Origin of the sequence: Acidovorax sp. Leaf191 (assembly GCF_001424425.1) — a bacterium.
GTDB lineage: Bacteria > Pseudomonadota > Gammaproteobacteria > Burkholderiales > Burkholderiaceae_C > Acidovorax.
Window position 1 is genome coordinate 482,408 of the sequence record NZ_LMPT01000019.1, and the last position, 24,903, is coordinate 507,310.

Genomic DNA, 24,903 nt, shown 5'->3' on the forward strand with positions numbered 1-24,903 from the left:
ATGGCGAAACGATGGAAAAAATAGCGCGCATCAACCCAGCAACGGGCTCGGCACCCGGGCATGGCCGCTGGCCTGGTCGTACGCATGGCCGATCTGCAGCACGGCCGCATCGGACTGCGCCGGGCCGATGATCTGCAGCCCCGCCGGCAAGCCCCCGGACCCGAAGCCCGCAGGCGCAGCCAAGGCAGGCAGGCCGGCCATGGTGGCGGGCACCACGGCCTCCATCCAGCGGTGGTAGGTGTCCATGGTGCGCCCGCCGACCTCGTGCGGCCAGTCCAGGTCGGCATTGAACGGGAAGACTTGCGCGGCCGGCAGCACCAGAAAGTCGAACTGCTCGAACAGGCCGCGCAGCACCTGGTACCAGGCACTGCGCACACGGGCGGCGTCGTACACCTGCAGGGCCGACAGGCGCATGCCGCGCTCGATCTCCCACACCGCCTCGGCCTTGAGCAGTGCGTGCGTGGCCGGGTTGCGGTACAGGGCCGCGTTGGCCCCCGCCACGCTGAAGCTGCGCAGGTCGATCCAGGCGTTCCACAGCTGGGCCATGTCGAACGCAGGCACCACGGATTCCACCGCGCAGCCCACCGTGCGAAAGTGCGCGAGCGCCTGCTCGCAAGTGGCCAGCACGCCGGGCTCGGTGGGCAGGTGCCCGCCCAGGTCGCCCAGCCAGCCGATGCGTGCACCGCGGAAGTCGCGCTCCAGCGGCCGCCCCAGCAAGGCAATGTCCTCGTGCCGGCGGGTGAGCGGCAGCCGCGCATCGAAGCCCGCCTGCACCGACAGCAGCAGCGCCAGGTCCGGGATGTTGCGCGCCATGGGCCCGGTCACGCTGAACTGCTGGAAGAACACCTCTTCCGTCGGGCCGTGCGGCACCAGGCCGAACGAGGTGCGCAGCCCGTACACGTTGTTGAACGCCGCCGGCGTGCGCAGCGACCCCATCATGTCCGATCCGTCGGCCACCGGCAGCATGTGCAGCGCCACGGCCACCGCCGCCCCGCCGCTGCTGCCGCCCGCCGACACGCCCGGGTCGAACGCATTGCGCGTGGTGCCGTACACCGGGTTGTAGGTGTGCCCGCCCAGGCCGAACTCGGGCGAGTTGCTGCGGCCGATGAACAGTGCGCCGCCCGCGCGCATGCGCTCGAACACCACGGCGTCGGTGGTGGACACCTGCCCCGCAAAGATGGGTGAGCCGCGCGTGGTGACCATGCCGGCCGCGGGCATGATGTCCTTGGGTGCCTGCGGAAAGCCGTGCAGCGGACCCAGGCTCTCGCCGCGCGCCAGCTGCGCATCGCGCTCGGCGGCCTGCGTGCGCAGCGCGTCGCGGTCTGCCAGCGCCACGAGCGCATTGACCACGGGGTTCAGGCGGTCGACCTGGGCCAGGTAGGCGTCGAGCACCTCGGCGCACGACACATCGCGGGCGTGGATGGCGCGCGACAGGCTGGTGGCCGTGTGGCCGACGATGCCGCCCGGTGCCCTGCCCTGGGCAGGCTGCGCGGGTGTGGCCGATGTGGCTGTGCTGGAGGATTGTGTCATTTGCAAGTCAGCATAAGCAGCGCCTTGCGTTTCGACAATCGACGATTTCTGAGGTTATCGTTGCGTTTTATGCAACCCACACCCCAAGGCGGCCCCATGCTTTCGACCCGGCTTCAGGACACGGCACTGCGCTACTTTCTGGAGGTCGTGCGCAGCGGCTCGGTCAGCGAGGCCGCCACGCGCCTGAACGTGTCGCCCTCGGCCGTCAGCCGGCAGGTGGCCGCGCTCGAAGACCTGCTATCCGTGCCGCTGTTCGAGCGGCGCCCGCGCGGCATGGCGCCCAGCGCCGCCGGCGAGCTGCTGGCGGCCTACGCCCGGCGCGGCGCGCTGGAGGCGGACCGTGTGGTGTCAGACATTGCGGCGCTGCAGGGCCTGCACACCGGGCTGGTGCGCGTGTGCAGCTCGGCCGGCTTTGCCATCGAATTCCTGCCCCGGGTGATGGCGCAGTTCCGCACGCAATACCCCGGCATCCAGTTCCACCTGCGGGTGGTCAGCCCCGCGGCCGTGACCACCGCCGTGCTCAACGGCGATGCCGACATCGGCCTGACCTACAGCCGCTCGGCCGAGCGCGACATCACCGTGCAGCACCGGCAGGCATCCCCCGTCATCGCCATCATGCGCAAGGACCACACGCTCGCGCGCTTCGCGTCGGTCACGCTGGCGCAGATGCATGGCTACCCCATCGCCCTGCCCGAGCGCGACAACACCGTGCGCCAGCTGTTCGACATCGGCTGCAGCCAGCGCGGCCTGGTGTTCGAGCCCGCGCTGGTGTGCAACCACTTCGAGACCCTGATGCACTTCGTGCTGCACGGCGGGGGGCTGTCGATCTCGGGCGAGGTCACAGTGCGCGACCGCGTGCAGCGCGGCGAGCTGCACGCCGCACAGATCCGCGAGCCCGGCATGGGCGCGCGCCATACCGAACTGCAGACCCTGCACGGCCGCACCCTGCCGGCCGCCGTGCGCATGTTCCTGGAATTCCTGCGCGGCCAGCTGCGGGACAATGCAGCGGCACCACCCGTGCCTTCCAGAAAAAAGACATCCCCACCCAAGTCCAGATGAAGACCTCCGACATCGAGCCCTTCTTCGCCACCCTCAAGGCGGCGAACCCCATGCCCAACACGGAGCTGGAGTACACCACCCCGTTCGAACTGCTGGCCGCCGTGCTGCTATCGGCCCAGGCCACCGACGTGGGCGTGAACAAGGCCACGCGCAAGCTGTTTCCGGTGGCGGGCACGCCCCAGGCCATCTGGGACCTGGGGTTGGAGGGCCTGGAGGGCTACATCAAGACCATCGGCCTATACAAGAGCAAGGCCCGCCATCTGCTGCAGACCTGCCAGATCCTGGTGGAGCAGCACGGCGGCCAGGTCCCCCGCACCCGCGAAGCCCTGGAGGCCCTGCCCGGCGTGGGCCGCAAGACGGCCAACGTGGTGCTCAACGTGGCGTTCGGTCAACCGACCATGGCGGTGGACACCCACATCTTCCGCGTGAGCAACCGCACCGGCCTGGCCCCGGGCAAAAACCCGCTGGCCGTGGAGCTGCAGCTGATGAAGCGCGTGCCCGATGCATACGCCGTGGACTCGCACCACTGGCTCATCCTGCACGGCCGCTACGTGTGCCAGGCGCGCAAGCCGCACTGCTGGGAGTGCGTGGTGGCACGGTATTGCGATTTCGAGCCGAAGGTAATGGCGCCTTGAACCATAGGGCCCGCCGCTACAGATTCGATAGCTACTGGCACTTACCAGTCAAGCGGTAGAGGCCAAAAACTCTTGAAGCCCCGGCGCGCAAGCACCGAACATGGTCAAGCCGCCGCAGCCAATGCCGCCATGTCCGCCGAGACTCCGCTCCACGCGACATCGAACCCCGCCACCCGCCGCTCCGGCGGCACCGGGTGCACCCGCAGTGCCCAGGTCGCGCCCGCCACCACGCTGTCGATCACCGGTACGCCCACTTGCGGCTGCACGGCGGCGGCCATGCCGGCCAGGCCTGCACCGCCCAGGATGACGGCCTGCACACCCATCTGGCGCACCACGTCGCGGCAGGCCTGGGCCAGCAGGGCGCGGGCGGCGTCCGGGTCGGCGGCCAGTTGGGCACCCGTGGGCGCAACAGTGTGGATGCCTGCCAGCCCGTGCGCATGCCCCAGGGCCTGCGCCAGGCGCTGCAGCATGGGGCCCCAGCGCTCGCCACCGGTGACGATGGCAAAGCGGCCGTGGCGGGCGGCTTCGATGAAGGACGCTTCGGCCAGGCCGGTCACGGGCACGGGGCTGCTTTCACGCAGCGCCATCAGGCCCGGGTCGCCGAAGCAGCCGATCAGCACGGCATCGGGCGGCTGCTGCCTGCCCTGTGGCTGGGCCAGGTCATGGGCCCAGGCGTCGAGCGCGGCGTGCGCGGCCACGGCGTAGCTGGCCTCGCAGGCGATGTAGGGCGCACCGAAACGCGCCGTGGCGGTGCGCACCGCCACGTGCGAGCCCGCAGCGGCCTGCACGTGGTGCTGCAGCAGCGCGCTCACGCCGGCAGAGGTGTTGGGATTGATGACCAGCAGTTGGCGCACGGTGTGGAGAAGGTCGTGGAAGGCGGGTCCATGCGCTCAGGCCGCCCGGCCCAGCAGCAGGCCGATGAGGTCGGGCGCATCGCTGGCGGGCGGCGTGAACTCCAACTGGGACTCGATGCGTTTCAAATGGTCCAGCATCAGCCGCGCCGCCTCGCGCGCGTCGCGCAGGCGGATGGCGTCGATCAGCGCGCGGTGCTCACGGCAGCCGCAGGCGGTGGCCTCCTCGCGCTCGCGGGCATGGCTCGGGCTGTAGGTCATGAGGATGAGCGAAGTGCGCGAGACCAGTTCGCGCAGGATGCGCCCCAGCGTCTGGTGGCCCGCGGCCTGGGCGATGTGCAGGTGAAAGTCGCCCGACAGGCGGATGGCCCGGCGCATGTCGCCACCGGCGCGCGCAGCCTCTTCGTCGTCGATGCAGGTGCGCAGCGCGGCGATGTCGGCGTCGGTGGCGTTGGCGATGAAAAGCTCTACCAGGCGCGGCTCCAGCAGGCGGCGGACCTCGAACACCTCGAGCGCCTCTTGCGGTGTCGGCTGGGCGATGGACGCGCCCCGGTTGGGCGTGAGCGTGACCACCTGCTCGTTGGCCAGCCGCACCAGCAGCGGCCGCACGCGCGTGCGCGACACGCCGAAGGCCGCTGCCAGCTTGTCTTCGACCAGCTTGGTGCCGGGCGGCAGGCGGTGGTCCAGGATGGCCGACACCATGCGGTCGTACATGTCGTTGTCGCTCAGTTGGCCCGGGACGTCGGCCATGGGCGACGGAACAGGCGCCGGGACGGTCGACTGAACGGGCGATTCAGCGGGCGCGGAGGCGGGGACAGAAGCGGCAGCCTGGGCTGCGCGCCGGGGTTTCTTGGCAGTCGTGGTCATAGATGTGCCGTTTTTACCCCGAACGGCCCTTGCGCCCGCGGCCCAATGCCCACACCAGGGCGAGCGTGATGCCCATCACCACGAACGACACCACCGTGGTCAGGGTGCCCAGCGCGTAGATCGACGGCGTGGTGACCGTGCTGGTCAGGCCCTGCAGTTCCAGCGGCAGCGTGTTCACATCACCGATGGCCTGCGAGGTGCGGGCGATCTCGTCCCAGCTGAGCGTGAAGCCGAACATGCCGATGCCCACGACCGAGGGCGCGATCAGCGGCAGCACCACATGGGCAAAGCCCTGCCAGGGCGTGGCGCCCAGGTCGCGCGCGGCCTCTTCGTACGCCGGGTTGAAGCGGTTGAACACCGCGAACATGATCAGCAGGCCGAACGGCAGCGTCCAGGTCAGGTGCGCGCCCAGGGCCGAGGTGAACAGGCCGAGCGACGTGCCGTAGCCCTCGAGCGCGCTCTCCATGCCCAGCCATTCGAGCGCGGCCTTGATGCCGTTGTCGATGAGCCGGAACTCCAGGCCTATGCCCAGCGACACGATGATGGACGGCATGATCAGGCTGGCCACGACGATGAAGAACAGCGTATTGCCGCCCGCCAGCCGCTTGCGAAAGGCCAGGCCCGCCAGCACCGACAGCACCACCGTGCACAGCATCACCGCCACACCCAGGCCCAGCGAGCGCCACAGCGCCGCGCCGATATCCACCACGCCCAGGCCTTCGGCCAGCTTGTGGAACCAGTGCAGCGACACGCCGCGCATGGGAAAGGTCAGCCCGCCTTCGGGGCCCTGGAAGCTCAGGATGAAGATGACGAACATGGGCCCGTACATGAACAGCACGAACAGGCTGAACACGATGGCCAGCAGCCAGAAGCTGGCGGGGCGGGATTCGCGGATGCGGTTTGCCATCACAGTTCCTTACGGATGTCCACGAGGCGCGTGAGGCCCCAGATGATCATGAGCACCACCGCGAGCAGGATCACGGCATTGGCCGCCGCCAGTGGGAACTGCAGGTACGACGTCTGCACCTGGATGATCTTGCCGATGGAGGCGATCTGCTGGCCGCCCATCACGCCGATGGTGACGAAGTCGCCCATGACGATGGTGATCACGAAGATGGACCCGATGATGATGCCGGTGCGCGACAGCGGCACGATCACGTTCCACAGCGTCTGCCAGCCGCTGGCCCCGCTGTCGCTGGCGGCCTCGATGAGGCTGCGGTCGATGCGCATCATGCTGTTGAAGATGGGCACGATCATGAACATGGTGTACAGGTGCACGAAGGCCAGCACCACCGAGAAGTCCGAGAACAGCAGCCATTCGACGGGCTGATCGACCAGCCCCGCCCCCACCAGGGTCTGGTTCACCAGCCCATTGCGCCCCAGCAGCGGCACCCACGAGATCATGCGGATCACGTTCGACGTCCAGAACGGAATGGTGCACAGCACGAACAGCAGCGTCTGCATGCCTGACGAGCGCACATGAAAGGCCAGGAAATAGGCCACCGTGAAGCCGATCACCAGCGTGATCAGCCACACCAGAAAACTGAACTTGAGCGTGGACCAGTACGTCTTGAGCGTGACGCACAGGCCGTCTGACGCATCGCCACAGCCCGCAAAGATCGACACGTAGTTCTTGAACGTGAAGCCGGGCAGCAATTCGTACTCGTTGAAGTCCCAGAAGCTGACCATCACGATCAGCGCGAGCGGCACCAGGAAGAACAGCACGAACACCAGCGTGAACGGCGCGGCCTGCCACCAGGCGGCAATGCCGCGCCCGGGAGTGGCAGCTGCAGGCATGGTCGGAGTGTGGGTAGTGCTCATGGTGTTTTCAAATCAAATATCCATCGCATCGGGCAACGGTCGCCGAAACTGGCGCTGCCAGAGGCCAGTGCCCCCGTGCAAGGGCCGCCCCGCCGCACCGGGGGCGTCCCCCTCCCGAACCGCGCAGCGGTTCGAGAGAGGGGTGAAGGCGCGCAGCGCCTCAGGGGGTGAAACCTCTACGCCGCGACGAATTCATTCCACTTCTGAACCATATAGTTGTTCTCGTCCATCAGCGCGTTCCAGCAGGCGATGCCACCCATGCGCGACTCATAGCTGCCGCCGTCGCGCACCGCGCCGGTCTTGGCCAGCACGTCGCCATTGGGGCTCTTGATGTCCTGCGTGGCGGGCTTGCCTTCCATCCAGTAGGCCCACTCGTAGGCTTCCATCTTGGACTTGGCGGTTTCCAGCACGGCGCTGTAGTAGCCCTGGCGGTTCAGGTACGCGCCGGCCCAGCCGTCCAGGAACCAGTTGATGAACTCGTACGCGCCGTCGAGCTTGCGGCCGCTCAATGTGGCCGGCAGGCCGAAGCCGGCGGCCCAGGCGCGGTAGCCTTCCTTGAGCGGCTGGAAGTTGCAGGCGATGCCCTTGGTGCGCACGGCGGTGACGGCCGGGCTCCACATCGACTGGATCACCACCTCGCCCGATGCCATCAGGTTGACCGACTCGTTGAAGTCCTTCCACAGCGCGCGGAACTGGCCCTGCTTCTTGGCTTCGATCAGGGTCTTGATCGTGAGGTCGATCTCCTTCTTGGTCATGTTGCCCTTGTCGGGGTACTTGTAGATGCCCATGGCCTCGACCACCATGGCGGCGTCCATGATGCCGATCGAAGGAATGTTCAGGATCGCGGTCTTGCCCTTGAACTCGGGGTTCAGAAGCTCGGCCCAGGAGCTGATGGGGCGCTTGATCAAATCGGGGCGGATGCCCAGCGTGTCGGCGTTGTACACGGTGGGGATCAGCGACATGAACTGCGTGGGCGCGGTTGCGAATTTCTTAGACTTTTCGCCTTCCAGATAGATCACCTTCTTGGGCGCCGTGCCCTGGTCGCCCACGGCCTTGCCGGCCACCATGCCGGTGGTGAACAGCGTGGTGATCTTGTCGGCGTTCTTGATGCGCTTGGTGTCGATGCCCTTCAAGTTGCCCGTGGGCACGATCTTTTTCAGCGAGAAGTACTCGGTGTCGATCAGGTCGAAACTGTTGGGCGCGGTCACGGCGCGCTTGGTCACGTCGTCCGTGGTCACGGCCACGTACTGGATCTCGATGCCGGTGTCGGCCTTGAACTTCTCGGCAATCGCCTTGTCCTGGTTCACCGCCGTGCCCAGGTAGCGCAGCACGATCTTTTCCTGCGAATGGACGGCCGGGAACACGCCAGCGGCCAGGATGCCCGCCGTGCCCTTGAGCAGCGAGCGGCGCTGCATGCCGCCGGTGGTGTCGGAGGCGGCGGCAGCAACAACAGCGGGGGAATCAGCACGAGAGTCGTCGGACATGGGAAAGCTCCTTGGTTGGCGAAGTGGCAGGGGGTTGGAAACGAGAGGACGAACGATCAAACGAAAAAGGGTCAGGCCGGCACGGCCTGCGCAGTGGCCGCAGCAGCAGCAGCAGGCGCGGATACCGGCACCGTGCGGGGCGACAGCGGGTGGGCCTGCTCCGGCGTCCAGTGCAGCTGCACGCCCTGGCCCACCGCATACGGCTGGGTGGCAAAGGCGGCCTCGGACACCATCACCGAATACGCCGCCGTGGCGTTGGCCGACAGGGCCACGCCCTGCTTTTGCAGGCCCAGCAGCACATAGGTGCCCTGGTACTCCACGTCGGTCACCACGGCCTGCATGCGCTGGGCGCCCCAGGGCAGCTCGGCACTGGCAGGGGCGATCTGCAGGTGGTCGGTGCGCACGCCGACCTTGCCGTCCAGCGTATCGATCACGTTGTGGCCGCCCATGAAGCGCGCCACGAACTCGCTGGCCGGGCGGTTGTAGACCTCGTGCGGGCTGCCCACCTGCTCGATCACGCCGTGGTTCATCACCACCATGGTGTCGGCCAGGGCCATGGCCTCTTCCTGCGAATGGGTCACGTGGATGAAGGTCAGGCCCAGCTCCTTTTGCCAGCGGCGCAGCTCGGCGCGCATCTGGATGCGCAGGAAAGGGTCCAGCGCGGAAAGCGGTTCGTCCAGCAGCAGCACGCGCGGCTGGGTGATGAGCGCGCGCGCCAGCGCCACGCGCTGCTGCTGCCCGCCCGACAGCTCGGCCGGCTTGCGATCGGCCAGGTGGCCCATGGCCACGCGCTCGAGCAGGTCGCGCGCCTTGGCCTGCCGCTCGGCCCGGGCCACGCCCTTCATCTTCAAACTGAAGGCCACGTTGTCCAGCGCCGACAGGTGCGGGAACAGCGCAAAGCTCTGGAACATCATGGCCGTGCCGCGCGCCGCGGCGGGCAGGTCGGTGATGTTGCGGTTCTCCAGCAGGATGTCGCCGCTGGTGACCGACTCGTGCCCGGCGATCATGCGCAGCGTGGTGCTTTTGCCGCAGCCCGAGGGGCCCAGCAGGCAGCAATAGCTGCCGCTCGCAATGCGCAGGTTGATCGCATCCACCGCGGGTTTGCCGTGGGCATACCGCTTGGTGAGTGCGACGATTTCGATGGCGGCCGGGGCCTTGGCAGGGGCTGGGACTTGCATGCACTGACTATTGCAAGCGCCGTGCCAGTTTTGTACACAATCTTTTATTCACTTTGAGTACAAAATGCACCAGCATCGTGCGCACAGCGCACCAGTTGCACGAACCGCCGGCACCTCGCCCGCACGGTGCAGCCTTTTATTGGTGCGAAAACGTTTGCGCGGCGCGCCTTGCTGGTGAGCCGCTTGGCGCATGGCTATACTGAAACCGAGGCAGACACAAATACTTACCTTTACAAGAGGCGCCACCTCCCCCCACGCCGGATGACGCACCTCGACCCGCGCTCCATGATCGCCATGGCGGGCTTCATGTCCGCGGTCATGGCCATCGTGCTCCTGTTCATGCGGCGGCACTACCCGCCATCGATCCGTGGCGTGGGCGCCTGGGCGGTGGCCCCGCTGCTGTGGCTGGCCTCCACCGTGCTCTTCAGCGTGCGCGGTTTCGTACCCGACTGGCTGAGCCTGGTGCTCGCCAACGAACTGCTGGTGCTGGGCACCGTCACCTACTACATGGGCACGCGCAGCTTCATGGGGGCGCCCAGCACCTGGCGCGTGTGGGCCTGGGTCATGGCCGCCAGCACGCTGGTGTTCATCGTGCTCACCTACTGGGTCCCGCACTACGCGCTGCGGGTGGCCTTCTTCTCGGCCATGATGGGTTTCATCTACGCCGCGCAGCTGCGCTTCATGCTGCGCCATGGCGAGCAGACCTTTCCGGTGCGCCTGGTGGAGGCGGTGCTGGCCCTGCACATGGCCGTGCTCGCCCTGCGGCTCGTCTCCATCGCCATCGGGCATGCGGGCGCCAACCTGATGGAGCCCTCGATGTTCCAGACCTTCTACATCGGCGCCTACGTGCTGACGGTGCTCATGCTGTCCATCGGCGCGGTGCTGATGGCCACCGACCGGCTGCGCACCGAGCTGGAACACCTGGCCACGCACGACTCGCTGACCAACACGCTCAACCGCCGCGCGTTGCTGCAGCGCTGCGAGGACGAACTGGAGCGCGCCCACCGCTACGCCCAGGGCCCGTCCATCATGATGCTGGACCTGGACAACTTCAAGGCGGTGAACGACACCCACGGCCACCAGCACGGCGATGCGGTGCTGGTGCACTTTGCCGACAGCACACGGCAGGTGCTGCGCCGGCAAGACCGCCTGGGCCGCTACGGCGGGGAGGAATTCATGGTGCTGCTGCCCGGTGCCGATGCCGCAGCCGCCGCGCAGGTGGCCCAGCGCATCCACGCCGCCCTGGCCGCGGGCCACGCCCTCGACTGCCAGGTCAGCATCGGCGTGACCAGCTGGCAGGGGCCGGACGAGACGCTGGACGCGATGCTCTCGCGCGCCGATGCGGCGCTGTACCGCGCCAAGGAACAGGGGCGCAACCGCACCGTGGCGGCCTGACGCAGGCAGCCCGTCAGGCCGTCTGCGTGGCCACGCCGGCCGACTCGAAGCTCGCCATCTCACCCAGCACCGCGCAGGCCGACTGCAGCAGCGGCCAGGCCAGCGCCGCGCCCGAGCCCTCGCCCAGGCGCAGGCCCAGGTCCAGCAGCGGCTCGGCCTGCATCTGCGCCAGCATGAGGCTGTGGCCCAGTTCGCCCGAGCGGTGGGCGAACACGCAGCGCTGCAGCACATGCGGCTGCAGGCGGCTGGCCACCAGCACAGCAGCACTGGTGATGAAGCCGTCCACCACGATCACGCGGCGCTCGGCCGCCGCCTGCAGCACCGCGCCGACCAGCGTGGCCACCTCGAAGCCGCCCAGGGCCGCCAGTGCATCGAGCGCACTGGTGGCCTCGGCGTTCACATCCAGCGCCTGCTGCAGCACGGCGCGCTTGCGCTCGATGCCGGCGGCGTCGAGCCCGGTGCCCGCACCCGTCACCTCGGCCAGCGGCAGGCCGGCCAGGCGCGCCAGCAGCAGCGACGCCACCGATGTGTTGCCGATGCCCATCTCGCCCAGCAGCAGCGCATTGCCGGGCAGGTCGCGCACCACCTCTGCGCCATTCGCCAGGGCCTCGCTGCACTGCGCTGCGGTCATCGCAGGGCCCACGGACGCATCTTGCGTGCCCAGCGCCACCTTGCGCAGCAGCAGTTGCGGCTGGCCCGGCGCGGCATCACGCGCCGCGATGGGCTTGGCCACGCCGCAGTCCACCACCGTGAGGCCCAGGCCGTGCTGGCGCGCCAGCACGCTCACGGCGGCGCCACCGGCCAGGAAGTTCTCGACCATCTGCCACGTCACGTCGCTCGGAAACGCCGACACCCCCCTTGCGGCCAGCCCGTGGTCGCCCGCGCACACCAGCATCTGCGGCGCATGCAGTGCAGGCGTCTCGGTGCCCTGGATGACGCCCAGGCGCAGCGCCAGGCGCTCCAGCGCGCCCAATGAACCGAGCGGCTTGGTCTTGTAATCGATCACATGCTGCAGGCGGGCGGCCAACGCGGCATCATGCAAATCATCAACGGACGGTAGAACGAAAGGTGCAGTCATGGTGGTAGTGAACACAAAGAATGACGCTGTGCACGCTGCGGCACAGCAGGGTTACGCGAAAGAGGCCCAGGCCTACGCGCGCGGCCGGCCGGACTACCCGGCGGCGCTGTCGGACTGGCTGGCGCACACCCTGGGCCTGGGCCCGGGGCGGCAGGTGGCCGATGTGGGTGCGGGCACGGGCAAGTTCACCGCGCTGCTGGCGACCACCGGGGCGGATGTGGTGGGCGTGGAGCCGGTGGACGCGATGCGCGCCAAGATCGACGCGCGGCAGTTGCCCACGGTGCGCACGCTGGCAGGCACGGCGCAGGCCATCCCGCTGCCCGATGCCACGCTCGACGCGGTGGTCTGCGCGCAGTCGTTCCACTGGTTCGCAGGCACCGACGCGCTGGACGAGTTCCACCGCGTGCTGCGTCCCGGCGGCAAGCTCGGCCTGGTGTGGAATGTGCGCGACGAGTCCGTGGACTGGGTGGCCGAGCTGACCACCATCATCACGCCGTTCGAAGGCGATGCCCCGCGGTTCTACAAGGGCGACTGGAAGAAGCCGTTCCCCCACCCCGGCTTCAGCGCCCTGGCCGAGACGCGACTGCAGCACGAACACGTGGGCCCGCCAGAGCAGGTCATCATCGACCGCTTCATGTCGGTGAGCTTCATCGCCGCGCTGCCCGATGCCGAGCGCCAGCAGGTGCGTGCGCAGATCGACGAACTCATCGCCCGCCACCCCGCGCTGCGCGGGCAAGACACCGTGCGCTTCCCGTACACCACGCTCGCGTACCACTGCGAGGGGCTCTGAGGCGGCGCGCACCGTCATGCCGCAGCAGGCGTAGTGCCGGGCGCCGGGTGCGCGATCAACGCCGCCAGCACGCCGGGCGCAAAGCAGGCCTCGGCGGACCGCGCCAGGCCGTCGAACACACTGTCGAGCGTGGGGGCGCGCGTGCCGAACAGCGCGTGCAGCACCGCCGTGTCTTCGAACAGGCCGTGCAGGTAGACCCCCAGCACATTGCCCGCCGCATTGGTCCAGGCCAGGCCCGGCACCACCTCGCGCGCCACATCCCCCCCGGCGGCCATGGCCGGGTGCTGCGCGGTCTGCCCGTGGTGGATCTCGTAGCCTGACACCTCCACCCCTGACAAGGCACTCCATGCGCCCGCCAGCGTGCCCCAACGGGTATGCGTGAGCCGCACCGTCTTGTCGCGCGCAAAGGCGGTCACCAGCGGCAGCAGGCCCAGGCCCGGCGCGTTGCCGTCGATGCCGTCGGTGTCGATCAGCGCCTCGCCCAGCATCTGCAGGCCGCCGCACACGCCCAGCACCCGCCCGCCGCGCGCGGCATGGGTGGCGATGGCCCCGTCGAGCCCCTGTGCACGCAGCCAGGCCAGGTCCGACGCGGTGGCCTTGGAGCCGGGCAGCACCACCCAGTCCGCAGCGCCCAGCGCCGCCAGGTCGGCCGGGCTGCGCACCCACTGCAGGCGCACACCAGGCACGTTCTTGAGCGGCTGGAACTCATCCAGGTTGCTGATGCGCGGGTAGGCGATGACGGCCACGGTCGTCTGCACCGCACCCGCTGCGGTGCTGCGGTCGTCGAATACGCCGTCCTCTTCCGGCAGCCCGTGGTGCCACTGCATTGGGATGGTGGCGACCGTGGGCACGCCGGTCAGGTCCTGCAGCATCTGCGGCGCGGGCGCAAGCAGGCTGGCATCCCCGCGAAATTTGTTGAGTACAAAGCCGTGGATGAGCGCGCGCTCGTCTTCGGGCAACAGCGCCCAGGTGCCGTACAGGTGCGCAAACGCGCCGCCCCGGTCGATGTCGGTCACCAGCAGGCAGCGCGCATCGCTGTGGCGGGCCACGCGCATGTTCACGATGTCGCTGGCGTGCAGGTTGATCTCCGCGGGCGAGCCCGCGCCTTCGATCACCACCACATCGTTTTCGGCGCGCAGGGCGTCCAGCGCAGCGGCGATCTGCGGCCACACGCGTTCGCTGCGGCCGCGCCAGGGCAGCGCGGTCAGCTCGGCGCTCACCTGCCCCATCAGCACCACCTGGCTCTTGGTGTCGGCCTCGGGCTTGAGCAGCACCGGGTTCATGCGCACCTCGGGCACGGCGCGGGCAGCCAGCGCCTGGAAGTACTGCGCGCTGCCGATCTCGCCCCAGGCGCCGAAGCCACCCGCGTCGGTGCCCGTGCCGCCGAGGCCGGGCCCCACGCGTGCGTTGTTGCTCATGTTCTGCGCCTTGAAGGGCGCCACCTTCAGGCCCTGGTTGCTGTACCAGCGGCACAGGGCGGTGGTGAGCCAGCTTTTGCCGGCGCCGCTGGTGGTGCCCAGCACCATCACGCAGCGGGCCAGTGGAGGATGTGTCGAAGACTCGGTCATGAAAGATGGGGACGGCAGGACGCGTTCAGCGCGCACCCAGGGGCCGCACCATGCGGTCCATGATGTGGTCGAGCGCCGCCGCCGCATCGGTGCAGCGGCCGGTGTGCACCGGTGAGGTCTGGATGATGGCGCTGCGCCGCGCCGTCAGCCAGTGAAAGCGCGAGCGGAAGGGCAGCTGCGCAATCGGCCCGCAACCGGCCTCGCCCGCGCAGATGGCAACGATGGCCGACAGGTGGCGGCGCACGGTGTCGATGTCCACCTGCGGGTCCATGGCCAGCAGGCGCGCCTCATCGAGCGCGATCGCCGCCTGCAGGAAGCCGCTGCGATGGCACGACAGGATCACGCCGGCGTTGATGAATTCTTCGCGCTCCACACGCGGCACCACGCGCACGACGGCGTAGTCGTACAAGTCCATCTCAGCGCTGCGCATCGAAGGCTCCCTTCAACGCGTCCACCCAGGCGGCACGGCCTTCCAGGCGCGCGCAGAAATGGTCCACATAGGCCTGGCGGTGGCTGGCCGGTGCCGACAGCGGGCCCTCGGTGTGCTCGGCGCCGGCGATGGCCAGGAACTCGTCGGGCACATCGGCCAGGATGGCAGTGAGCACATCGCGCGTGAGCAATGCGGCCAGCTCGCCATCGACCTGCGCAATGGCGGTGGCGCGGTGCAGCAGCACGTGGTCGGCCATGGGTGCAAACGGCTTGGCCGGTTGCGCCACCGCGCCGTTCCACGCGTGGTGAAAGGTCAGCGATGCGCCGTGGTCGATGAGCCACGGCTTGCGGTGCCACATCAGCAGGTTGGTGTTGCGGGCGGTGCGGTCCACATTGGCCACCAGGGCGTCGAACCACACCAGGCGCGAGGCGAAGTCGTCGGTCACCTCGTCGACCGCCGGGTCGAAGTTGAGCGCACCCGACAGGTAATCGAGCCCCACGTTGAGGCCGCCGCTGGCGCGCACCAGGTCCTGGATCTCGGGGTCGGGCTCGGTCTGCGCGAGCGCCGGGTCCAGGTCGGCCAGCACGATCTCGGGCACCGGCAGTTGCAGGGCGCGCGCGATGCCGCCCGCGATAAGCTCGGCCAGCAAGGCGCGCACGCCCTGCCCTGCCCCGCGGAACTTGAGCACGTACAGGCCCAGGTCGTCGCCTTCGACCACGGCGGGCATGGAGCCGCCTTCACGCAGCGGCGTGACATAGCGGGTGACGGTGATGGTTCGCACGACGTGGCGCTCCTCAGAGATTGGGTGAATCGGGCATGGTAGCGGCGGCGCGCTGCACATCGTGGAAGGCGCGGGCCAGCGCCTGCTGCGCAGCGGGCGCGAGCACCCCCAGCCGCACGTGGCCGGGCAGGCCGAACGAGCTGCAGTCGCGCAGCTTGATGCCGTGGGCGCGCAAGCCGTGCAGGACACGCTCCGTCTGCTCCGCGTGGGCGAAAGGCCACTGCGCCACGACATAGTTGGCCAGGCTGCCGGCCACCACACGCCAGCCCAGGGCGGTGCACAGCGCCTGCTGGGCAGACTTCCACCCGCGCAGCGTGTCCAGGCTGTGCTGCAGCCATTGCTGCACGGCGGGCTGCGCCCAGGCGGCGAGCATGGCCACGCCATGCGCGCCCACGGGCCACGACGGCGCCAGGCCCTGCAGCGCGGCGATGCGCCCGGGCGTCTCGTGCGCCGGGGCTATCGCGTAAGCGGCGCGCACGCCGGTCAGGCCCAGCGCCTTGTTGGGCGTCCACAGCTGCCAGGCCGACGGGGGCGCGTGGGTGGGCTGGCCGTCCAGGCGCAGCGGCGCGTAGGCGCAGTCCAGCACCTGCAGGGCGACTGCCGTTCCGCAGCCGTGTGCGTGCCACAGGGCCAGCGCCGGGTCCACCTGGCCCAGCGGGCTCGACGGCTCGCACGCCCAGTGCAGGCCTGCAGCGGCCTGCAAGCCGCCGGCTGCGGCATGCAGCACCTGCAGGCCCCAGGCCTGCGCCGCGTGCGCGTAGTCGCCGTAGCTGTGCGCCGGCACGGCCACGCGGGTGGCACCCTGGCGCGCTGCCCAGGCCGTGGCGCGGTGAATGAATTCGCTGGCGCTGCCAGCCAGCACGATGCGGCCCGGATCCACGGCATGCAGGCCGGCCAGTTGGACACGCAGCGCCGTGTACGCAGGGTCGGGATAGCGGCTGGCATCGGCCGCCTGCACGCTGCGCAGCGCCTGCGGGCACGGGCCGCAGGCGTTGCTGTTGGTCGAAAAATCGTGCAGCGGGACGCCCCCAGCGTCCGGCCCGCCGTGCAGCGGCAAGGCGGCGACAGCGGTGTCGATCTCCATGGGCGTGACCGCGTTCATGGCCTGGCCCCGCCCATCAGCGCCATGGCCGCCAACGCCACCAGCACCTGCAGCGCTACCACCACCGGCACCAGCATCAGCACGACCTTGTCGCCCTGGCGCGCCGCGCGGCGCGTGTCCAGCGGCCCGGGGGAGCGTGCCGCGCCGTTGAGCGCATACACACCGGGCTTGGCCAGCCGCACGTTCAGCGACAGCGCCATGGCCGCCATGGGCCAGCCGCTGTTGGGCGACGGCGTCTTGCGCGCCTGCCGCACCAGCGTGCGCAGCGGCAGGCCCCCGGCTGCCAGCGCCAGCAGCAGCGCCGCGATGCGGGCAGGCACCCACGACAGCACGTCGTCCGCCCGCGCCGCCCACTTGCCGGCCCATTGCCAATACCGCCCGCCGCGCATGCCCGGGTAGCCCCACATCGCATCCGCCGTGTTGGCCATGCGGTACAGCGCGGCGCCGGGCAGCCCCAGCAGCGCAAACCAGAACAGCGGCGCCACCACCGAATCGTTGAGGTTCTCGGCCAGCGACTCGATGGCCGACTCGCGCACCTCGTCGGCCGTCAACGCGCTCACATCGCGGCTCACCAGCCGCGACAGGCGCTCGCGCCCTGCGGGCAGCGACTGGCCCAGCGCGACCTCCACCGCCAGCACCTCATCGCGCAGCATGCGCCAGGCCAGCAGGGGCTTGAGCAGCAGCCCCAGCAAGGCCATGGCCAGCAGCCCATACAGCGCCAGCGCCGCGTGCTGCGCCAGACCAGACACTATCAAAACAATAGCTGCCAGCGCACACCAGAAGAGCGCTGCTAGCCAAAAACGCTTCCAATCCGCTGCCACGGGGGCGGTGGGCGCAACCTGGTCGCCACCGTACTGCAGCGCCTTGCCCATCCACACCACAGGGTGGCAGGCCGCGGGCGGCTCCCCCAGCCACCCGTCGATGGCCAGGGCCAGCACGGGCACGCAGATCAGCACGCGCAGGGCGTCCCACTGCGTGGGAGGAAGAAGCAAGACCAAAACGTCCATGGAATGTGCGGGCGAGCAAAAAGGCTCAGGATACCGAGGGCGGCAGGCGCACCACGATGCCGCTGCGCAGGCGCTCGGGGCGTTCGTTGCGGTGGAGCATGCCGTCGGCCGCGCTGGCGTGCATCGCGCCGCAGTCCAGCACGTGGCGGGCGGTTTCCTCGTCGGGCTTCAGGTCGCCGAACACGAAGGTGTGCTTGCCGGCCGCCTGGAAGGCCACCGAGCAGGCGCGCGAGCAACTGCTCAGGCAGGCCACGCCGCGCACGCGCACCTGGGCCCAAGTGCCGGCATCGTCGCCCAGCTGAGCGGCCTGCACGGCTTCGAACAGCAGTTCGCCGTCGGCCGGCAGATCACGCGATGCACCCGCCGGGCGGCAGGTGGTGCAGACGATCACGTCGGTGGTGTGGGAAGGCGTCAAGGCAGCAGCGTCGGGCATCGGAAAAAGCTCGGTCATGGATCTAGGAAGAAAGGGGTTCAGGCAGGCGGTGCTCGGCCTGCCAGCGTGCGGCCCAGGCCGCGCAGCGGCCCACGGGGCGCAGCGGGTCGTCGAAATCCACGACCACGACGTGCGCGGCAGCGCCCGGCGCGGCGGGCTGCTCGAGCGTGCGGCCATCGGTCAGCAGCCACAGGCACGAGGGCGCGCCCGCGCCCCGCTGGCGGCGCGCCATGCGCAGCAGCCGTTCGGCCTCGGCCAGGCCTGCCACCAGGGGCGTGCCACCACCGCCGCCCAGCGGGCGCACGCGGGCCGTGCCAGCCGTGCGCGCAGCGCCGGGGGGCAGCAGCAGCTCCACCCCCTGGCCGCCAAAACACAGCAGGGCCACGTGGTCGCCGGCGCGCGCGGCCTGCTCGATCAGGCGCGCGGCATAGCCCTTGGCCCAGGCCAGGCGCCCGCCCTGGCGCATGGAGCCCGAGGTGTCGAGCGCAATCAGGTGCAAACAGGGCTGCACGGCGCTGGCAGTGCGGCGGCGCAGGTGCGCAGGCTGTAGGCGCGCGGGGCCCTTGGCCGCCAACGTGCGCAGCCAATCGACGCTGGCACCTTGTGGGTCAGCGGGCCGGGCCATGGCCTGCGGCGTGCGCAACCAGGCATTGCGGGGGGCTTGCCACCGCCAGCCTGCGCTTGCCTTGCCTGTGGCCTGGGGCGAGCGCGGGCCGGGGTGGCTCAGGCTTTTTTTGGTGGCCACGCTCCGGTGCTGCGCACGCGCGCCATGGCTTGGGGTTCGGGCGGTAGCGCGCCCCAGTCGCCCTCGGGAGCATCCTGGGCAGAGCCCGCGCCCTGCCCGCTGGCGGGCGAGGGTTTGGACGGTGACGGCGATGAAAGCGAAGGAGGCTGTGTGGCGCCCGGGGGCGGTGCCGTGCCGGCCGCGCCTGCCGGGCCTGCCGGGCCTGCCGAATTCTCACCGCGGCGGTGCGACAGCGCCAGTTCGGCCACCGCGTCCACATGCTCCACGCGCACGCTGGTTTGCTGATCCAGCGCCGCCAGGGCCCGCGCGGCGCGCAGCATCACCAGGTCGGCACGGATGCCGTCCACGCCTGCGGCCAAAGCCAGGCCCGCTGCATGCTCCACCACGGCGTCGGACCACTCCAGGCCCGCCAGCGCTGCACGCGCACGCACCACGGACGCCACCAGTGCAGCCTGTGCAGCGGCATGCCGCGCCACCACGGCAGCCGGGTCAGCCTCGAAAGCCAGCCGCGCCCGCACGATGGCCTGGCGTGTGCCGGCGTCGGCCGGGTTGCGCAGCGCCACCGACAGGCCGAAGCGGTCGAGCAGCTGCGGGCGCAGCTCGCCCTCCTCCGGGTTCATGGTGCCCACCAGCACGAAGCGCGCGGCATGCTGGCGCGACACGCCATCGCGCTCCACCGTGTTCACGCCGCTGGCGGCCACGTCGAGCAGCGAATCGACCAGCGCGTCGGGCAGCAGGTTGACCTCGTCCACATACAGCACGCCGCCGTGCGCGCGCGCCACCAGGCCGGGCGCCAGGCGTACCTGGCCATCGCGCAGCACGTCTTCGATGTTGAGCGTGCCCACCAGTTGCTCCAGGCTGGCGGCCAGGGGCAGCGTGACGAAGGGCGCATCGGGCAACAAGGCCGCCAGCGCGCGCGCCGAGGTCGACTTGGCCGTGCCCCGCGGGCCGCTGATGAGCACGCCGCCCATGCCGGGGTCGATGGCAGCCAACAGCAGCGCGCGCTGCAAGGCTTCGTGGCCGACCAGCGCGGTGAAGGGGAATGTGGTGGTTGGCACCGGGGCCAGAGAGACAGGAGTCATGTCAGTTATCCATAGCTATGTGAGCCGCCCAAGGTCCTTGAACCCGGCGCGGCCGAGGCCAGCGCCCCCGCGCAAGGGCCGCCCCGCCGCGCTGGGGGCGTCCCCCTCCCGACTCGCGCAGCGAGACGAGAGAGGGGGAAGGCGCGAAGCGACTCAGGGGGTGTTTCACTTCAGCGTCCTTCGCCCTGGGTTTCGAGGCGGTGTTCGAGCTCCAGCAGGTGCTCTTCGATGCGCTCGCGGTGCTCGCCGGGCTCGGCCCACAGGCCGCGCTGCATGGCTTCGAGCAAACGCTCGCCGATGCTGCGCAGGGCCAGCGGGTTGTGTTGTTGCAGAAAATCGCGCGTGGCGTCGTCGTGCAGGTAGGCGTCGGCCACCAGCGCGTACTGGTGGTCGCCCACCACGCCGGTGGTCGCGTCGAAGGCGAACAGGTAGTCCACCGTGGCTGCGATCTCGAAAGCGCCCTTGTAGCCATGGCGCTTCACGCCGTCGATCCACTTGGGGTTGACGGCGCGGGCACGCACCACGCGGGCGACCTCTTCGCTCAGCGTGCGGATACGCGGCGCGCCGGGCGTGCTGAAGTCGCCGTGGTACAGCGCGGCCGGCGCGCCGGCCAGGTGCTGCACGGCCGCGGCCATGCCGCCCTGGAACTGGTAGTAGTCGTCCGAGTCGAGGATGTCGTGTTCGCGGTTGTCCTGGTTGTGCAGCACCGCGTCCACCGCAGCCAGGCGCTGCTCGAAGGCGGCGCGCGCGGCCTCGCCGTGGCCGCCCTGCCCGTAGGCGAAGGCGCCCGCGCGCAGGTAGGCCTGGGCCAGGTCGTCCGACGTGCTCCAGCGGCCGGTGGCCATGATCTCTTGCAGCCCTGCACCATAACCGCCGGGGCGCGGGCCGAACACGCGCCAGGTGGCGCGGCGCTCGGCGTCGTCGGCGGCCATGCCCTGCGCCTGGGCCTCGGCGGCCTCGCGCTGCACGCGCACGCGGATAGGGTTCACGTCGTCGGGCTCATCCTCTGCAGAGATGGCGGCCACCGCGCGCACGGCGGTGTCGAACAGGTCGATCACGCCCGGGAAGGCATCGCGAAAGAAGCCCGACACGCGCAGCGTCACGTCGATGCGCGGGCGGTTGCGGATCGCCATGGGCAGCACTTCGATGTCCACCACGCGGCTGCTGCCGGGCGCCCATCGGGGCCGCACGCCCAGCAACGCAAAGGCCTGCCCGATGTCCTCGCCCCCCGTGCGCATGGTGCTGGTGCCCCAGACCGACAGGCCCACCGCGGTGGGAAAGCTGCCATGGTCCTGCAGATGCCGCTCCACCACGCGGTCGGCCGCCAGCGCGCCCATGCCATAGGCCGTGGGCGTGGGCACGGCGCGCGTGTCCACCGAGTAAAAGTTGCGCCCCGTGGGCAGCACATCGGGCCGGCCGCGCGATGGTGCGCCGCTGGGGCCGGGCGGCACGAACCTGCCCGCCAGGCCGCGCAGCAGCTGGCCCATCTCGTTGGGGCCGCAGGCATCGAGCCGGGGGGCCAGCACCGTGCGCATGCGCGCTAAAACCGCGGCGCTGTGCGGCCACTGCGCGGCGTCCATGGGCAGGCCCACGATGTGCCCGGCATCGTCCACCGCCAGGTGCTGCTGCACGCACTGCACGGCCAGCTTTTCGAGCCGCTCGCGCGTGTGGCCCACGTGGCGCCAGGGCTCGTCGCCCAGGGCCTGCAGCGCCGCGGGGCGCGGGCCGGTCCAGGGTGCTGCCCACTCGGGGTTCAGCGGGTCGAAATCGCCCAGTTCCAGGTCACGGGCCAGCGCCACCAGCAGGCTGCCCTGCCCTGGCGCCGAGCCGCCCGGAAAGCGCGCCAGCGCCACCAGCGTGTCGGTGCGCTGGCGGTCCCGCGGCGAGCGGCCCAGGATGTGCAGGCCGTCGCGGATCTGCGACTCCTTGATCTCGCACAGGTAGGCGTCGAGCCGGCCGAGCAGCGCCTCGCGCTGCGCATCGTCGGCCGGCGGGGCAAAGCCCAGTTCCTGGTGCAGGCCGTTCTTCAGCACCTGGTCGAGGATGCTCTGGCGCAGCAGCTTGGCGCGCCGCGGGTCGAGCGACAGCGCCTCGTAGTACTCGTCCATGGAGCGTTCGAGCTGCTGCAGCGGGCCGTAGGTCTCCGCGCGCGTGAGCGCGGGCATCAGGTGGTCGATGATGACGGCCTGCGTGCGGCGCTTGGCCTGGCTGCCCTCGCCCGGGTCGTTGACGATGAACGGGTACAGGTGCGGCAGCGGGCCCAGGATGGCATCGGGCCAGCACGCGGCGCCCAGCGCCACGCTCTTGCCCGGCAGCCATTCGAGGTTGCCGTGCTTGCCCACGTGCACCACCGCGTCCACCGCGAACGCGCGGCGCAGCCAGAAGTAGAAGGCCAGGTAGCCGTGCGTGGGCACCAGGTCGGCATCGTGGTACGTGGCCACCAGGTCCAGGTCGCGCCCCCGAGCGGGCTGGATGCCCACGAAGACGTTGCCCAGGCGAACACCCGGCACCATGAAGCGCCCGCTGCGCACGATGGGGTCTGCGCCGGGCGATCCCCACAGGGCGTTGACCGCGTCCTGGCTGGCCTTCGGCAGCGCGCCGAAGTCGGCCAGGTAGTCGGCCATGGCCAGGCTCTGGCCCGCGGGGCGGTCGGCGTTGGCGTCAAGGTTGTTGGTCACGCCCGCCACCAGCCGCGCGATCAGCGCATCGCCGCCCTCGGGCAGATCGCCCGTGGTGTAGCCCGCGTCGCGCAGCGCCTGCAAGATCAGCACGGTGGAGGCCGGTGTATCCAGGCCCACGCCGTTGGCCAGGCGTGCATCGTCGTTGGGGTAGTTGGCCAGGATGAGCGCCACGCGCTTGTCCACCTGCGGCTTGCTGCGCAGCACGCACCAGCGGCGCGCGAGCTCGGCCACGAAGGCGATGCGCTCGGGCTCGGGCTGGTAGCGCACCACATCGACCTCGGTGCGCTCGCAGCGCCAGGCCAGGCCCTTGAAGCTGATGGCGCGCGCGCCGATGCGCCCGTCCACCTCTGGCAGCACCACCTGCATGGCCAGGTCGCGCGGCGCCAGGCCATGCGGGTCGTCCTGCCATTGCTCCAGCGAGCAGCCGGCGGTGATGACCTGCAGCACCGGCGCATCGCCCGCCAGGGTGATGGCCTGCGCGTCGTCGTCACTGCCGTCGATGGAGGCCACGGCAAAGCTCGTGGCGTTGAGCACGATGCCCACGCCCTGCGCGGCGGCCATGGCCTGCAGCGCGGCCAGGCTCTCGGGGTTCTTGAGCGAGTCCACGCCCACGGCCAGGGTGTTGAGCCCGACGTCTGCCAGCGCCGCATGCACCGCATCGAACACCGCCGTGTTGCCCGACTGAATGTGCGCGCGGTAGAACACCAGCATCGCCACCGGCGCGTCGGGAATCCACGGCGCCTCGGCGGCCGGGGTGTAGGCCATGACCGGCGGCAGCGGCCGGGGTGGCGGCGGGCGCGGGCCGATGCCGAAGGCCGCATGGCCGATGAGCGCAAAGAACGCCAGCGCGTTGTCGCGCCCACCCTCGCGCAGGCAGCGCCAAAGCTGGTGGCAGTCCTCGGGGCTGGCGGTGCTGCGCATCAGAAGCTGCGGGTCTTCGATGTTGTCGCCCGAGAACAGGGCCAGCCACTGGCGGTGCTTGCCGGCCAGCGACATCGCTTGCTCCACCACATAGGCCCAGTCGCTGGGGCTGCCCAGGTGGTCGATGACGATCACGCGTGCATGGCGCAGCACGTCGTCCACGTACATGTCGGTGGACGCGGGCTGGCGCAACCACATCAGGTTGGCCAGGCGCACGCTGGGGAATCCATCGCCCAGGCTGGCCGCCGCATCGGACAGCAGCGACAGCGTGGTGTCGGCCGCGCTCAGGATGACGATGTCGCCGGGCGTCTGCTCCACGCGCACCAGGCCCTGGCCCCCGTCCTCGACGTAGCCACCTGGGCGTGTGGAAAGCAGATGCATGGCTTGACCTTCAGGCGGTGACGGGTTCGGACAATGCCGATTGCAGTTCGGCCTGCAGGGCCGCAGCGTCCAGGTGGTCGCCGATCACGACCAGGCGCGTAGCCTTCACATCGCCCGCGCGCCAGGCGCGGTCGAAGTGGCTGTCGAAGCGCTGGCCCACGCCCTGCACCACCAGGCGCATGGCCGCACCCGGCAGGGCCACGAAGCCCTTGATGCGGTAGATCTCGTGGCGCTGCACCAGGGCGACGAGGGCCTCCACCAGGCGGGCGCGGTCGGTCACGTCGAGCGTGACGTGCACCGATTCGAACTCGTCGTGGTCGTGGTCTTCTTCCTCGTCGTGGTGGGTCTTGCGGTCATCGATCACGTCTTCCACCGCGTGGCCCAGGCCCAGCAGCACGCTGGGGTCGATGCGGCCGTGCTGGGCGTGCACGAACTTCACACCCGGCAGGGTCTCGCCGCGCACGATGGCTTCGACGCGGGCCAGGGCGTCGGCGTCCAGCCCGTCGGTCTTGTGCAGCACCACCAGATCAGCGGTGGCCAACTGGTCCTCGAACAGTTCGTGCAGGGGCGATTCGTGGTCCAGGTTGTCGTCGGCGCGGCGCTGGGCGTCCACGGCCACCGGGTCATCGGCGAACTGGCCGGCGGCCACGGCGGGCGCATCGACCACAGTGATCACCGAGTCCACGGTGAACACGTTGCGCAGCGCGGGCCACTGGAAGGCCTGCACCAGCGGCTTGGGCAGCGCCAGGCCCGAGGTCTCGATGACCAGGTGGTCGATCTGGTCGCGGCGCGCGGCCAGTTGCTCCATCACGGGCGCGAACTCTTCCTGCACGGTGCAGCACAGGCAGCCGTTGGCTAGCTCGAACAGCTGGCCGTTCTCCACCCCGTTCTCGTCGCAGCCGATGCCGCAGCTGCGCAGCAGCTCGCCGTCGATACCGAGCTCGCCGAACTCGTTGACGATGACAGCGATGCGCTTGCCCTGCGCGTGGGTCAGCAGGTGGCGCAGCAGCGTGGTCTTGCCGCTGCCCAGAAAGCCGGTGACGATGGTGGCGGGGATCTTGTGGACTTGTTGCATGGAGGTCTC

General features: G+C 70.0%; 22 protein-coding genes. 4 read left to right on the forward strand and 18 right to left on the reverse strand.

Going from position 1 to position 24,903, the window contains the following annotated elements; all coding sequences use genetic code 11:
- Positions 1–30: 30 nt before the first annotated feature.
- Complete coding sequence (locus tag ASG27_RS16230) at positions 31–1,530, reverse strand: amidase (protein WP_056418480.1); 1,500 nt, start codon at positions 1,528–1,530, stop codon at positions 31–33.
- Positions 1,531–1,626: 96 nt separating this feature from the next.
- On the opposite strand from ASG27_RS16230, the gene ASG27_RS16235 reads away from it, so the two are divergent.
- Positions 1,627–2,589, forward strand: coding sequence for a LysR family transcriptional regulator (locus ASG27_RS16235; RefSeq protein WP_056418483.1), 963 nt, complete (start codon positions 1,627–1,629; stop codon positions 2,587–2,589).
- Positions 2,586–3,224, forward strand: coding sequence for an endonuclease III (nth, locus tag ASG27_RS16240; protein ID WP_056418487.1), 639 nt, complete (start codon positions 2,586–2,588; stop codon positions 3,222–3,224). Before ASG27_RS16235 ends, nth begins: the two co-directional genes overlap by 4 nt.
- A 104-nt stretch (positions 3,225–3,328) precedes the next feature.
- Here the strand turns inward: nth and ASG27_RS16245 are convergent, their stop codons facing one another.
- The 6 genes from ASG27_RS16245 to ASG27_RS16270 all read right to left on the reverse strand — a co-directional run bounded on the left by ASG27_RS16245 (position 3,329) and on the right by ASG27_RS16270 (position 9,425).
- Positions 3,329–4,078, reverse strand: coding sequence for an aspartate/glutamate racemase family protein (locus ASG27_RS16245; protein ID WP_056418490.1), 750 nt, complete (start codon positions 4,076–4,078; stop codon positions 3,329–3,331).
- A 36-nt stretch (positions 4,079–4,114) separates the two neighbouring features.
- A complete protein-coding gene (locus tag ASG27_RS16250; RefSeq protein WP_056418493.1) occupies positions 4,115–4,825 on the reverse strand; it encodes a GntR family transcriptional regulator in 711 nt (236 codons plus the stop codon).
- 130 nt (positions 4,826–4,955) lie between these two features.
- Entirely contained in the window at positions 4,956–5,849 is an 894-nt protein-coding gene (locus ASG27_RS16255; RefSeq protein WP_056418496.1) for an ABC transporter permease, read from the reverse strand.
- Positions 5,849–6,763: an ABC transporter permease gene (locus tag ASG27_RS16260; RefSeq protein WP_056418499.1), complete on the reverse strand. Its 915-nt coding sequence runs from the start codon at positions 6,761–6,763 to the stop codon at positions 5,849–5,851. The genes ASG27_RS16255 and ASG27_RS16260 overlap by 1 nt, the downstream gene beginning before the upstream one ends.
- Before the next feature lie 176 nt (positions 6,764–6,939).
- Positions 6,940–8,247 (reverse strand): ABC transporter substrate-binding protein, encoded by a 1,308-nt coding sequence (locus tag ASG27_RS16265; RefSeq protein WP_056169512.1) that lies wholly within the window; start codon positions 8,245–8,247, stop codon positions 6,940–6,942.
- A gap of 71 nt (positions 8,248–8,318) precedes the next feature.
- The gene (locus ASG27_RS16270; RefSeq protein WP_056418501.1) at positions 8,319–9,425 is read right to left on the reverse strand and encodes an ABC transporter ATP-binding protein; all 1,107 of its coding nucleotides are present in this window, start codon (positions 9,423–9,425) and stop codon (positions 8,319–8,321) included.
- Positions 9,426–9,686: 261 nt separating this feature from the next.
- Between ASG27_RS16270 and ASG27_RS16275 the strand changes: the two genes are divergently transcribed.
- Positions 9,687–10,820, forward strand: coding sequence for a GGDEF domain-containing protein (locus ASG27_RS16275; protein WP_235504060.1), 1,134 nt, complete (start codon positions 9,687–9,689; stop codon positions 10,818–10,820).
- 13 nt (positions 10,821–10,833) lie between these two features.
- Here ASG27_RS16275 and cobT read toward each other — a convergent pair whose 3' ends face one another.
- Entirely contained in the window at positions 10,834–11,898 is a 1,065-nt protein-coding gene (cobT, locus tag ASG27_RS16280) for a nicotinate-nucleotide--dimethylbenzimidazole phosphoribosyltransferase (RefSeq protein ID WP_056418503.1), read from the reverse strand.
- Between cobT and ASG27_RS16285 the strand changes: the two genes are divergently transcribed.
- Positions 11,897–12,688 (forward strand): class I SAM-dependent methyltransferase, encoded by a 792-nt coding sequence (locus ASG27_RS16285; RefSeq protein WP_056418506.1) that lies wholly within the window; start codon positions 11,897–11,899, stop codon positions 12,686–12,688. The two genes, cobT and ASG27_RS16285, sit on opposite strands and share 2 nt — an antisense overlap.
- Before the next feature lie 14 nt (positions 12,689–12,702).
- On the opposite strand, the gene ASG27_RS16290 is transcribed toward ASG27_RS16285, so the two are convergent.
- From ASG27_RS16290 to cobW, 10 genes are all read right to left on the reverse strand, one after another.
- On the reverse strand, positions 12,703–14,214 hold the full coding sequence (locus ASG27_RS16290) for a cobyric acid synthase (protein WP_156371536.1): 1,512 nt from the start codon (positions 14,212–14,214) through the stop codon (positions 12,703–12,705).
- Between the two features lie 67 nt (positions 14,215–14,281).
- Positions 14,282–14,686, reverse strand: coding sequence for a DUF3037 domain-containing protein (locus tag ASG27_RS16295; RefSeq protein ID WP_056418512.1), 405 nt, complete (start codon positions 14,684–14,686; stop codon positions 14,282–14,284).
- On the reverse strand, positions 14,673–15,467 hold the full coding sequence (locus tag ASG27_RS16300) for a HipA family kinase (protein ID WP_056418515.1): 795 nt from the start codon (positions 15,465–15,467) through the stop codon (positions 14,673–14,675). Before ASG27_RS16300 ends, ASG27_RS16295 begins: the two co-directional genes overlap by 14 nt.
- Positions 15,468–15,480: 13 nt before the next feature.
- Positions 15,481–16,569, reverse strand: a complete 1,089-nt coding sequence (locus tag ASG27_RS16305) for an aminotransferase class I/II-fold pyridoxal phosphate-dependent enzyme (protein WP_235504061.1) — start codon at positions 16,567–16,569, stop codon at positions 15,481–15,483.
- The gene (gene cbiB, locus ASG27_RS16310; protein WP_056418518.1) at positions 16,566–17,576 is read right to left on the reverse strand and encodes an adenosylcobinamide-phosphate synthase CbiB; all 1,011 of its coding nucleotides are present in this window, start codon (positions 17,574–17,576) and stop codon (positions 16,566–16,568) included. The genes ASG27_RS16305 and cbiB overlap by 4 nt, the downstream gene beginning before the upstream one ends.
- Before the next feature lie 25 nt (positions 17,577–17,601).
- Positions 17,602–18,027, reverse strand: coding sequence for a DUF1636 family protein (locus ASG27_RS16315; protein ID WP_235504062.1), 426 nt, complete (start codon positions 18,025–18,027; stop codon positions 17,602–17,604).
- Positions 18,028–18,031: 4 nt separating this feature from the next.
- On the reverse strand, positions 18,032–18,754 hold the full coding sequence (locus ASG27_RS16320; protein WP_056418522.1) for a vWA domain-containing protein: 723 nt from the start codon (positions 18,752–18,754) through the stop codon (positions 18,032–18,034).
- The gene (locus ASG27_RS16325; RefSeq protein ID WP_056418525.1) at positions 18,733–19,836 is read right to left on the reverse strand and encodes an ATP-binding protein; all 1,104 of its coding nucleotides are present in this window, start codon (positions 19,834–19,836) and stop codon (positions 18,733–18,735) included. Before ASG27_RS16325 ends, ASG27_RS16320 begins: the two co-directional genes overlap by 22 nt.
- Before the next feature lie 170 nt (positions 19,837–20,006).
- The gene (cobN, locus tag ASG27_RS16330) at positions 20,007–23,819 is read right to left on the reverse strand and encodes a cobaltochelatase subunit CobN (RefSeq protein WP_056418528.1); all 3,813 of its coding nucleotides are present in this window, start codon (positions 23,817–23,819) and stop codon (positions 20,007–20,009) included.
- A 10-nt stretch (positions 23,820–23,829) separates the two neighbouring features.
- Positions 23,830–24,894 (reverse strand): cobalamin biosynthesis protein CobW, encoded by a 1,065-nt coding sequence (cobW, locus tag ASG27_RS16335; RefSeq protein ID WP_056418530.1) that lies wholly within the window; start codon positions 24,892–24,894, stop codon positions 23,830–23,832.
- Positions 24,895–24,903 lie beyond the last annotated feature (9 nt).

Excerpts from the sequence above, each read along its gene's own strand:
- ASG27_RS16230 (WP_056418480.1), bottom strand. The coding sequence starts at position 1,530 with ATGACACAATCCTCCAGCACAGCCACATCGGCCACACCCGCGCAGCCT.
- ASG27_RS16235 (WP_056418483.1), top strand. The coding sequence starts at position 1,627 with ATGCTTTCGACCCGGCTTCAGGACACGGCACTGCGCTACTTTCTGGAG.
- nth (WP_056418487.1), top strand. The coding sequence starts at position 2,586 with ATGAAGACCTCCGACATCGAGCCCTTCTTCGCCACCCTCAAGGCGGCG.
- ASG27_RS16250 (WP_056418493.1), bottom strand. The coding sequence starts at position 4,825 with ATGGCCGACGTCCCGGGCCAACTGAGCGACAACGACATGTACGACCGC.
- ASG27_RS16255 (WP_056418496.1), bottom strand. The coding sequence starts at position 5,849 with ATGGCAAACCGCATCCGCGAATCCCGCCCCGCCAGCTTCTGGCTGCTG.
- ASG27_RS16260 (WP_056418499.1), bottom strand. The coding sequence starts at position 6,763 with ATGAGCACTACCCACACTCCGACCATGCCTGCAGCTGCCACTCCCGGG.
- ASG27_RS16265 (WP_056169512.1), bottom strand. The coding sequence starts at position 8,247 with ATGTCCGACGACTCTCGTGCTGATTCCCCCGCTGTTGTTGCTGCCGCC.
- ASG27_RS16270 (WP_056418501.1), bottom strand. The coding sequence starts at position 9,425 with ATGCAAGTCCCAGCCCCTGCCAAGGCCCCGGCCGCCATCGAAATCGTC.
- ASG27_RS16275 (WP_235504060.1), top strand. The coding sequence starts at position 9,687 with ATGACGCACCTCGACCCGCGCTCCATGATCGCCATGGCGGGCTTCATG.
- ASG27_RS16285 (WP_056418506.1), top strand. The coding sequence starts at position 11,897 with ATGGTGGTAGTGAACACAAAGAATGACGCTGTGCACGCTGCGGCACAG.
- cobT (WP_056418503.1), bottom strand. The coding sequence starts at position 11,898 with ATGACTGCACCTTTCGTTCTACCGTCCGTTGATGATTTGCATGATGCC.
- ASG27_RS16290 (WP_156371536.1), bottom strand. The coding sequence starts at position 14,214 with ATGGTGCTGGGCACCACCAGCGGCGCCGGCAAAAGCTGGCTCACCACC.
- ASG27_RS16295 (WP_056418512.1), bottom strand. The coding sequence starts at position 14,686 with ATGCGCAGCGCTGAGATGGACTTGTACGACTACGCCGTCGTGCGCGTG.
- ASG27_RS16305 (WP_235504061.1), bottom strand. The coding sequence starts at position 16,569 with ATGAACGCGGTCACGCCCATGGAGATCGACACCGCTGTCGCCGCCTTG.
- cbiB (WP_056418518.1), bottom strand. The coding sequence starts at position 17,576 with ATGGACGTTTTGGTCTTGCTTCTTCCTCCCACGCAGTGGGACGCCCTG.
- ASG27_RS16315 (WP_235504062.1), bottom strand. The coding sequence starts at position 18,027 with ATGACCGAGCTTTTTCCGATGCCCGACGCTGCTGCCTTGACGCCTTCC.
- ASG27_RS16325 (WP_056418525.1), bottom strand. The coding sequence starts at position 19,836 with ATGACTCCTGTCTCTCTGGCCCCGGTGCCAACCACCACATTCCCCTTC.
- cobN (WP_056418528.1), bottom strand. The coding sequence starts at position 23,819 with ATGCATCTGCTTTCCACACGCCCAGGTGGCTACGTCGAGGACGGGGGC.
- cobW (WP_056418530.1), bottom strand. The coding sequence starts at position 24,894 with ATGCAACAAGTCCACAAGATCCCCGCCACCATCGTCACCGGCTTTCTG.